The 9840-nt window shown below is 57.2% G+C and carries 11 protein-coding genes; all 11 read left to right on the plus strand.

Going from position 1 to position 9840, the window contains the following annotated elements; genetic code table 11:
- Positions 1-424, plus strand: a 424-nt coding sequence (locus ABX749_RS10115) for a hypothetical protein (RefSeq protein ID WP_372895871.1), incomplete at its 5' end; no start/stop codon positions are given.
- The gene (locus ABX749_RS10120) at positions 421-624 is read left to right on the plus strand and encodes a hypothetical protein (RefSeq protein WP_372895872.1); all 204 of its coding nucleotides are present in this window, start codon (positions 421-423) and stop codon (positions 622-624) included. The genes ABX749_RS10115 and ABX749_RS10120, both read left to right, overlap by 4 nt.
- A 33-nt stretch (positions 625-657) precedes the next feature.
- Positions 658-1116 carry a phage holin family protein gene (locus tag ABX749_RS10125; protein WP_372895873.1) on the plus strand — a complete coding sequence of 153 codons (459 nt, stop codon included), beginning with the start codon at positions 658-660 and terminating at the stop codon, positions 1114-1116.
- 4 nt (positions 1117-1120) lie between these two features.
- Entirely contained in the window at positions 1121-1384 is a 264-nt protein-coding gene (locus ABX749_RS10130; RefSeq protein ID WP_372895874.1) for a hypothetical protein, read from the plus strand.
- Positions 1385-2034: 650 nt separating this feature from the next.
- Positions 2035-2310 (plus strand): hypothetical protein, encoded by a 276-nt coding sequence (locus ABX749_RS10135; RefSeq protein WP_372895875.1) that lies wholly within the window; start codon positions 2035-2037, stop codon positions 2308-2310.
- 139 nt (positions 2311-2449) lie between these two features.
- The gene (locus tag ABX749_RS10140) at positions 2450-2629 is read left to right on the plus strand and encodes a YqaE/Pmp3 family membrane protein (protein ID WP_095741812.1); all 180 of its coding nucleotides are present in this window, start codon (positions 2450-2452) and stop codon (positions 2627-2629) included.
- 94 nt (positions 2630-2723) lie between these two features.
- Positions 2724-3767 carry a mechanosensitive ion channel family protein gene (locus tag ABX749_RS10145; protein WP_372895876.1) on the plus strand — a complete coding sequence of 348 codons (1044 nt, stop codon included), beginning with the start codon at positions 2724-2726 and terminating at the stop codon, positions 3765-3767.
- Between the two features lie 146 nt (positions 3768-3913).
- On the plus strand, positions 3914-5047 hold the full coding sequence (locus ABX749_RS10150; protein WP_372895877.1) for an endonuclease/exonuclease/phosphatase family protein: 1134 nt from the start codon (positions 3914-3916) through the stop codon (positions 5045-5047).
- A gap of 305 nt (positions 5048-5352) precedes the next feature.
- A complete protein-coding gene (locus ABX749_RS10155) occupies positions 5353-7851 on the plus strand; it encodes an ATP-binding protein (protein WP_372895878.1) in 2499 nt (832 codons plus the stop codon).
- 155 nt (positions 7852-8006) lie between these two features.
- Positions 8007-9470, plus strand: a complete 1464-nt coding sequence (locus ABX749_RS10160) for a sigma-54 dependent transcriptional regulator (protein ID WP_145221727.1) — start codon at positions 8007-8009, stop codon at positions 9468-9470.
- 50 nt (positions 9471-9520) lie between these two features.
- Positions 9521-9840 (plus strand): hypothetical protein (locus tag ABX749_RS10165; RefSeq protein ID WP_372895879.1); only part of this gene is annotated, 320 nt, incomplete at its 3' end.

Raw genomic sequence — 9840 nt, forward strand, 5'->3', positions numbered from 1 at the left:
GGAACAAGAAATAGTCATGGCCACCACGCTTGCCACTGAAAAACAGGCCAACGCGATCAAGCAGCGGATGGCGGAGATTCGTACGGAGTTGCCTTACGACGTCGACGACGCCCGCATGCGTGTGCGTGAATTGACCGACTGGAAGTATCACATGGCGCGTCACCCGCTGCCGCTGCTGGCGCTCGCCGCGGGTGTCGGCTACTTGCTCGTCCCTTCCAAATCGAAACCGGCGACCGAGCCGATCATCATTCACCAGGACTCGCATGGCAACACCACGAAAGAATGTGGCGCAGCGCCGGCTCCCGCGAAGCGTGGCTTCATCGGTGGAATCATGGGAGCTGTCACCTCGCTCGCCTTAAAACAACTCACGACGGTCGCCTCGAATCAGATCAGTCAACTTCTGACCAAACCAAAAACACCATGATCGCTCCTCCATTCCCGTCGCGCCCCCTGGAAGATGAACGGTTTGATGACCTGGATCGTCCACTGCATCGCAACGATCCTGAGCGATCGAAGGCGAGCATTGTTCATCAGACCATCGCCAAGCACCCGACGCTGGCCTTGGCCGCCGCCGGCGCAGTCGGACTGACACTCGGTTGGCTCGTTAAACGTAAATGGCGGTAAAGGACCATGCACCGAAATTCAAGTTTCCAAAAAGTGATTCACGACCTCATCGATCTCTGGGAATTGCAATGGCAATTATTCTCAGTCGATGCACAAGCTGCCAAGCGAAGTCTCGGTCGGGCAATTGTCTGCAGTTTGGTCGCGCTGCTGTTGGTCGGCTCGGGATTCACCGTTTTCCTTTTCGGCCTCGGATTCCTGCTCGATGAATGGACAGTTCTGTCGACCGGCACGGCGCTGCTGATTGTGGGCGCGGGGACGTTAGTCGTCGTCGGCGTCCTACTGCTGATCGCGATGAGCGGTGCTAAATCGGCCGCCGCCGCCATGGATGAATCGAAGTCCGAGTTCAGCGAAAATCTCCGCTGGCTCAAAGCAACACTCGTGGCGCCGGACTCCTCCCCACGAAATCAGTTTCGCCGCGAATCGTTTACCAATGACGGACGTCGCGAGCGCTACTACACCACCGAAACCGTCTCTCCCCTGTCACGAAGGTAATTCCATGTCCGATACGAAAGCTCCCGATACGTCTGCCCAAAACACCGATCAACCCAACAGTGAAGCAGCCCGGCGCGCTCGCGAAACGGCGGAGTGGATTGCGACAGGTGCAAAGGAGATGGGACAGGATGCGGCCCAGCATTACGTCCAGGAACCGGCCAAGGACTTGATCAGTCTGGCCAAGGAGTATGCCAAGGATCACCCCGATGTCGCCGCCTGCTGGGCGTTCGGTCTGGGGGTTGTGGTCGGGTGGAAACTGAAACCGTAACGGCAACGCTGTGACGCATTTTTTTTAGCGGTAGGGCGCGAGCCCTCCGGTGTTTCGGGAACGATGAGGGACCGGAGGGCTTGCGCCCTGCCGCTGACACCTCGTCAAACGCAGGGAATGAACGCTTCACAGCGTTGGCGTAGCGCGTTGCACGTTCAACGTTGCCCGGCAATCGTTTCATCAATCCGATGGCTCTCGCGCGTCGTCTATCTGGGCTGCGGCCCATTCTTTTTAAACGTGTGGACGTTTCTCGTCCGAACTTGTCTTGATTTCCGCTATGAAATCAACAACGTCAATGAGGCGGCGCGGACAATGGCGCGAACCGGCTGATCTCATTGGGCGATCAGCCGTTAGTCGCGAGCCGATAGGCCGAAGCGAGATGAGACGACGCTTAGCTTCGCGGCATTGCCGTCAATCCTGGACTTGAACGTGCACCACGCCGAAAGAAACGCTCACGTGTGGTCTTGTTTCAACCAGCGCGGTTGATCGGCTGTCAAATCTTCGTCCGTTGGAACGAAATTTGGGTCATTCTCTCACTTCGGCGTCTCCGGCACACCCTTTGCGTTTGTCGGTGTGCAGCGGCGAATGAACCTCTCACACACCTCCACAGGCGATGTGCCGCCAAGCCTGGGAAAGCCCATGGAATCAACATGATCAAGAAATTTCTTTACGCCTCGCTTTCGCTCGCGCTGGCATTTTCCACTGTAGGTTGCGATGTCGATAAGACAGAAGAAGGTCGGCTGCCGAATGTAGACGTGGATGTGTCAGGCGATCCGGGCAAGTTGCCCGCTTACGATGTCGACGGTCCTGATGTGGATGTCTCGATGGAAGAAAAGGAGATCAGCGTCCCAGATGTGGACGTCGATATGGAAAAGAAGAAGGTGAACGTTCCCGACGTGGACGTCGACTTGCCCGCTGACGAATAAACGTCGGCCCGATGGTGGGCGGGCTCAATCCGGTCTTGCACCAATGATTGATGAGCCACCGCAGGCATTCCCCGCCGCCACACTAAACACATTGCTTTACCGCACGCTTCACAGCACACCTCAAACATCGGAACCTGTTATGTCAACCACCGTTAAAAGCCAGAACACCCTGCTGAAAGTGATCCTCGCCATCTTGCTGCCACCCTTGGCGGTATTCATGGACCGTGGGGTCGGAACGCAATTCATCTTGAACATTGTGTTGACCCTGGTCGGATTCTGGATCATCGGAATCATTCACGCGTTGATCGTCGTGTTGTAAGTGATTCGAGATGCCGGACGGCCGTTAAATGGCGCGGTCCGGCAGCTCACTTTCCCTGCCGATCGATCGACCCCTCGACACGAGTTCCATGACCATGATTGACAATTTGTCCACACCGTTTGCCGCGCTCCTGGCGCAAGCGGGTAGCGAGACGACGGCAGGCGACCCATCGCCAGGCGATGCGTCTGGCCCTGTCGACAAGACCGGTGAGATCGACGTTTCGGTCACCACCGTCTGGGAGACCATCGACAACATGATCGATGGATTTCTCGACCGTCTGCCGTTCCTGTTGATCGGCGTCGTGGTCTTCGTGGTCTTTTTTTTCGTCGGCAAGTTCGCTCGCAAGGGAATCAACCGCGCGACCGCTGACAAACCGTCGGCCAATGTGGGTCGCGTCGTCGGTCGGTTGGCTCAATGGGCACTCGTCTTTATCGGCTTGTTGCTCGCGGTCACCATCATGGCGCCTACGGTCACGGCCGGTAAGCTGATTGCGTCCCTGGGTATCGGTGGGGTTGCGATCGGTTTCGCGTTCAAGGACATCTTGCAGAACTTCATGGCCGGCCTATTGATTCTGATCAATGAACCGTTCAGCGTCGGCGACCAAATCGTCTCTGGGGATCACGAGGGGACGGTAGAATCGATCGAAACTCGAGCCACCAACATTCGAACGTACGATGGCAAAAAGGTTGTGATCCCGAACAGCCAGATCTACACAAACCCCGTTGTCGTTAATACCGCGTTTCAATGCATTCGCAGTCAGTACGACGTCGGCGTCGGCTATGGAGACGATTTGCGGAAAGCCGCGCAGGTGATGCAGCAGACGTTGGAGTCTGTCGATGGAGTGGTTAGCGATCCGGCCCCGGATGTGATTGCCACGGAGCTTGGCGGTAGCAGTGTCGTTTTACGTGCCCGCTGGTGGACCGCCCCCGAGCGAGCCAACGTCGTCAAAGTCGGCAATGAAGTGATCGCCTCGATCAAAGAAGCGTTGGATGACGCCGGAATCGATATGCCGTACCCGACCAATGTGATGCTGTTTCATGATCAAACCGAACAATCCGACGGCGATCGAACGCGACAACGTGAGGGGTGGCCGGCAGGAAACAAGCCGCCTCAACCGCGGCCCGTTGGTAGCGTTTAGGATGGCGTCGCACCCGGTGATCATCAAGAGCTGCTGATGAGATTAGAAACGGAGTCAGAAACCAGAATCCCAATCGATCCTCCGGCCCATCGAGTATTCGAAACCGCCATTCCCTCACCTAGCCGGAGGCCACCACGAGGATCCCCATGTTATCCTTCTTCAACTGCGTGATCTATTTGCTTTTCGGCATCTTGGTGGCCGGATCGTTGTTGCCGCTCAGCTCGCATCCACACTGGTTCATTCGTGGCTGGGATTTCCCGCGGATGCAAATCCTGCTGATCACGTGGCTGGCTGCGGCGGCGCTGATCACAACCAATGCGATCGCCGGACAACCGTCGACGGTCAGGTTGACTGTCATCGCGACCTTAACGCTGGCCTTAACCGTTTGGCATTTGTTCCGCATCATCCCGTACACGCCTCTGGCGGCGACGCAGACCAAGTCCTGGCGGCCGCAACAGCCCGGGGACCCGGATGACGATGCCCGTCGGCTTCGGGTGCTGGTTACCAACGTGGAAGAAGAGAACGATCAATTTGCTCGTTGGCAACAGGTTGTTCTGGAACAGGACGCAGACATCATCATCGTCGCCGAGGTGGATCAGCGGTGGGCCGAGGCGATCGCGGAGCTGAAATCAGACTATCCCAACCAAATCGTTCACCCCCAAAGCAATTGGTACGGGATGGCGTTGTTGTCGCGACTTCCGATCCTTGAAAGCGACATTCGTTTTCGAGTGCAGGATGATGTACCATCAATTGACACGATGGTCCAATTGCCCAGCGGAGATGAAGTCCGAATTGTGGGGGTTCATCCGCGGCCTCCCGAGCCGATCCGCGACAACGATGCAACCGCCCGCGACGCTGAGTTGGTTTTGTGGGGCAAGGAACTCGCCGAAGACGATCGCCCAATTATCATCGGTGGTGATTTGAACGATGTCGCATGGTCACAATCAACGCGACTATTTTTGCGTCTGAGTCGATTGTTGGACCCACGCCGCGGCCGGGGATTTTTCAACTCGTTTCACGCCGATCGGATGTGGATGCGGTTTCCGCTCGATCATGTGTTTCACACCACGCATTTCGCGTTTCGCGATCTGCGGCGTTTACCGCATGTCGGCTCAGACCACTTTCCAATTCTGATCGACCTGCAGCTCGAACCGACGATGCATCACGAACACGATCAACTTGAAGAAAAGGAAGGCGATGAGGCAGAAGCCGCAGAGCGACTGATGCGAGCCAAGCAGGCCGACCCGCTACACGTCGAAACCGTGATTCCAGCTCGGTGAGCCCTCCGCGACGAATGCACCAGGCATGGTCCTGATTGCGTCACCGCATCTGGCGAGTGACCTCCAGCCCGGTCAGTTGCGGGTGCAGCGACGCTGAGCCGATTTCCCCACAGGCAGCCCGCTATGGAAAGGGTCGCTCGGTCCAACCGATGAGGGCGGCGATCCAGCGATGCATCTCATTGACGATTCGGCAATGGTCGAATTCAATCTTACGAGTGTGAGGCTTCTGGCAGGGCGTGATTCTGAGGTGAAGTGAGTTTGGGTTTGCCTTCTTCATCGCCCGGTTTTCTCTGGGAAAGTGAGGCATGGGCGATTTGATTGGCAAATTCTGGGACACCTCTGATTTTCCTGCGCGATGGAGTTGCGGCAATTGGTCGGAGTTTCTCGGCTGGCTGCACATCATCAGCGACATCGCGACCTTTGGCGCTTATTTTGCCATCCCGGTCGTGCTGGTCTACTTCGCGCGTCGACGAGACGACTTTCCGTTTACCAAGTTGTTTTGGTTGTTCGCGGCGTTCATCTCGGCCTGCGGTTTGGTGCATCTGATCGAAGCGATCATTTTCTGGTATCCGATCTATCGCGTCTCGGGGCTGATGAAGTTCATCACGGCGACGGTTTCCTGGGCGACGGTGATCATCCTGGTCCAACACATGCCTCGAATCTTGCGTTTGCCTTCGATCGTGGCGACGAACGAACGGTTGAAGTTGGAGATCCGTCAGCGAGAAGAAACGCAGCGCGAGTTGCAGCAAGCCAAGGCGCGTTATGTCGCTCTGCTATCCGGAACTCGCAGTATCGTTTGGACGTCGGATCCGGAAGGAAACTTTTCGACGCCCCAAGTTTCCTGGGAACGCTACACCGGACAATCGTGGAGCGAACATCGTCGGTTCGGATGGATCGACGCCATCCATCCCGATGACCGACCCTCGTTAAAACGTCGCTGGCAAGCCGCCTTGGATTCAGGCAATAAATACCAAGCGAGCGGTCGCATCTGGCACCGAGACAGTCAATCGTACCGCACGTTCGCGGCCGAGGCGGTCGCGATCAAGAACGACGACGGGTCGATCCGGGAATGGGTCGGCACGATCGGGGACATGGAAGAACAACATCAAGCGGAAACGAACTTGGGTGTGATCCAGTCCGAACTGGCCCGCAAAAACCGCGAATTGGAACTGATCTACAAGGCCGCCCCGGTCGGTATGAGCGTGATCGACCGCGAGTTGAGGTTTCTGCGGGTCAACGAAAGGCTGGCGAAAATCAATGGACGCTCACGCGACGATCACATCGGATGTCGTTTAGACGAGATTCTGCAAGGTCTCAACGATCAAGTCGAACCGATCTGCCATCGGGTGTTCGAGACCGGCCGACCGGTGCTGAACGTGGAAATTGTCGGCAAAACGCCGGCATCGAAAAAGGAACGTACCTGGCTTGCGAGTTACTATCCTCTCGAATTGCCGTTGGAGAATGGTTCGACCGACGATCATCGCGTCACGGCGGTCAGCTCCATCGTGCAGGACATCACCGAACGGAAGGAGCAAGAACAGCGACTGCGGGAAAGTGAGCAAATCGCCTTGGCAGCGAACCAAGCCAAGAGCGAGTTTCTGGCCAACATGAGCCACGAGATCCGCACGCCGATGGCTGCGATTCTGGGTTACGCCGATGTCTTGTTAGGACACTTGAAAGACCCCGACAATCGCAACTGTGTGCTGATCATGAAGAAGAACGGCCAGTTCTTGTTGGAATTGATCAACGACATCTTGGATTTGTCGCGGATCGAAGCGGGCAAACTGAACATGGAAGTGGAGGAATGCCCGCTTCCGCAAATGGTCGCTGACATTCAATCGTTGATGCTGGTGCGGGCGGAGGAGAAGGAGATCAAATTCGAAGTCGAGTTTGACGGTAAAGTGCCACGGACGATCAAGACCGACCCGATCCGATTGCGGCAAGTCTTGATCAACTTGATCGGCAACGCGATCAAATTTACTGACGAAGGCGAGGTGCGATTGAGAGTTCGATTCGTCGAGGGGAGCAATCCACCGGTGGTCGAATTCGCGGTGGTCGACACCGGAATCGGAATGAGTGAGGAACAAATTGAGCGGCTGTTCCGGCCATTTTCCCAGGGGGACTCGTCTGTCACGCGCCGCTATGGCGGCAGCGGATTAGGACTGGCGATCAGCCAGCGGCTGGTGCAGATGCTGCAAGGCGAAATGGATCTGAGCAGCGCGGTCGGCCAGGGGTCGACGTTCTTCGTCCGCTTGCCGACCGCGTCGTTCGCGGAGATCGATTTGGTCAAACCCGATCTCGTCAGCCGGAATACCGAATCCAAAAGCCGTTCGGCGGCCCCAAAAGAACTCGCCTGCCGCGTCTTGGTAGTCGACGACCGACGCGACGTGCGGCATATCAGTCAGCACTTTCTGGAAAAAGCCGGGGCGACGGTGGCGACGGCCGAAGATGGTCGACAGGGTTACGATGCGGCGGTCCAGGCACGGGATTCGGGCGAACCGTTCGACGTGATCGTGATGGACATGCAAATGCCCAACCTGGACGGCTTGCAGGCCACCGCGATGCTGCGGTCGGTCGGCATCGACTGGCCCGTGATCGCGCTGACTGCCGACGCGATGAAGGGAGACCGCGACCGTTGCCTCAACGGCGGCTGCGACGATTACCTCGCCAAACCCATCGACCAGGCCAAACTGGTCGCCATGGTGGCTCATTACAGCCAAGACATTTCGATCGAACAATTGCGGCAAAAGCGAACTGCCCGAGCGGCGAAATTGAGGGCCCATCTGGAAAGCGGTCAGGACTAGGCCGCGTTTGGCCCGCCTTTTGCTCGGTCAGCGACCAATCCGATCGACAAACCGCTACAGCGATGATATTTTTTCAGTCCAGGTGATCTTCCATGGCAACAGGCACCACTTTATCCAAACCCCAGCCCATCCTCCGATCCAAGTGGTCCAAAGCGATGCCTAGTCTCTTAGTCATTGATGATGACCGTGCAATTTTGGCTCTGGCGGAAAAAACGCTTTCGCCGATTGCGGACATCACCACCTGTGCCAGCGCCGGCGAGGGTCTGGCCGAACTGAGACGCGGGTCCTACGACGCGGTGTTGCTGGATATTCAGCTGCCCGATCAAAACGGGCTGGCCGTTTACTGCGAAATCCGCGAGCACGATCGCCGCATCCCCGTGATCTTCATGACCGTCGAGGCGGCCAGCAACACCGCGATCGAAGCGATGCAGTTGGGGGCGTTTGATTACATCGCCAAACCCCTGCACGTCGAACCGTTACGGGATCTGGTCGAAAAAGCGATCGAGCAGCGGCAGATCAGCAGCGTGCCCGTCGCCATCTCCGCCGATGACGAAGGGGGCGACCAAGCAGCCGAGCTGTTCATCGGTCGCTCACCAGCCATGCTGGACGTTTTTAAAGCAATCGGAAAGGTCGCCAAGCAAGACGTGCCGATTTTAGTTCGGGGTGAAAGCGGCACCGGAAAAGAATTGGTCGCCCGGGCCCTGTTCCAATACAGCCACCGCAGCGAGGAAACGTTTCTGGCCGTCAACTGTGCGGCCTTGCCAGATAATTTGCTCGAGAGCGAATTGTTCGGACACGAAAAAGGCGCGTTCACGGGGGCCGAAAGTCGCCGGATCGGGAAGTTCGAACAATGCAACGGCGGCACGTTGTTCTTGGATGAAATCGGTGACATGGCGCCGACCGTCCAGGCCAAAGTACTGCGCGTGCTGCAAGAACAACGCTTTGAACGTGTCGGTGGCAACAAAGAGCTGACCACCGATGTTCGGATCATCGCCGCGACCAACCGACCGCTGGAACAGATGGTCGAAGACGGCGAATATCGCGAAGACTTGCTGTACCGGCTCAACGGGGTGACCATCGAATTGCCCCCGCTGCGCGACCGTCTCAGTGACGTACCGTCCTTGATTCGCTTCTTTCTCGCCCAGGCCAAAAAGGAATTCAACAAACCCGACCTGGAAGGGCTGTCCCCCGAAGCGGTGGCATTGCTGACCGCGTACGACTGGCCGGGCAACGTCCGACAATTGCGGGCGGTGATCCGCCGCTGCGTGCTCGACACCGTCATGCCGGTCATTACCCCCGACATCCTCCCCGGCGCGATCACCGGCACCGTTTCTCCGGTCAAAAAAACTCCGACCCAGGATGTCGTCCCGCGAGAAGAACCCACCGAAGGAACACAATTGCCGCAATTGGTGCAGCGTTTGCTAGATGAACGTTCGACCAATATTTACGCCGAAGCGATGGAGTACATGGAACGTTTTGTCATCCTGAAAGTGTTGCAAACGACCGATGGTAACCAGAGCCAAGCGGCGGAGATGCTCGGCATCACGCGAGGCAAATTGCGAGACCGAATCAACTCGTACAACATCGTCCTCAAGAGCGACGTGTCAGTCGAGGAGTAGAGGCGACTGGTCCAATGCCTTTGCAAACCACACACCGGCAACCGAAGAAGATGACCGAATCACAACGACAACGTTTCTCCGCAGCCCTCAGTCGAGTCGCGGGCGACGAGGAAGTACTGGAGATGTTGGCGAAGATTGCTGCCGAGGACGCTCCCGGATTGATGTCTCAATTGCAGGATCACATCCAGCAAGGCGAACTCGCCGAGGCGGCGAAAGTCGGTCACGCGCTCAAGGGGCTCTTGAGCACCTTTGAAACCGGCGAACCGGTCAGCGAGCTGCAACCCTTGATCGACGCGGCACGCGCCGGTGACGAAGCCTCGGTGACGTCGGTTCACGCCTCGGTCCGACCACAATTGAACACGCTCGTGAC

Source organism: Stieleria sp. (genome assembly GCF_041595215.1).
GTDB lineage: Bacteria > Planctomycetota > Planctomycetia > Pirellulales > Pirellulaceae > Stieleria > Stieleria magnilauensis.

Excerpts from the sequence above, each read along its gene's own strand:
- ABX749_RS10120 (WP_372895872.1), top strand. The coding sequence starts at position 421 with ATGATCGCTCCTCCATTCCCGTCGCGCCCCCTGGAAGATGAACGGTTT.
- ABX749_RS10130 (WP_372895874.1), top strand. The coding sequence starts at position 1,121 with ATGTCCGATACGAAAGCTCCCGATACGTCTGCCCAAAACACCGATCAA.
- ABX749_RS10135 (WP_372895875.1), top strand. The coding sequence starts at position 2,035 with ATGATCAAGAAATTTCTTTACGCCTCGCTTTCGCTCGCGCTGGCATTT.
- ABX749_RS10140 (WP_095741812.1), top strand. The coding sequence starts at position 2,450 with ATGTCAACCACCGTTAAAAGCCAGAACACCCTGCTGAAAGTGATCCTC.
- ABX749_RS10145 (WP_372895876.1), top strand. The coding sequence starts at position 2,724 with ATGATTGACAATTTGTCCACACCGTTTGCCGCGCTCCTGGCGCAAGCG.
- ABX749_RS10150 (WP_372895877.1), top strand. The coding sequence starts at position 3,914 with ATGTTATCCTTCTTCAACTGCGTGATCTATTTGCTTTTCGGCATCTTG.
- ABX749_RS10155 (WP_372895878.1), top strand. The coding sequence starts at position 5,353 with ATGGGCGATTTGATTGGCAAATTCTGGGACACCTCTGATTTTCCTGCG.
- ABX749_RS10160 (WP_145221727.1), top strand. The coding sequence starts at position 8,007 with ATGCCTAGTCTCTTAGTCATTGATGATGACCGTGCAATTTTGGCTCTG.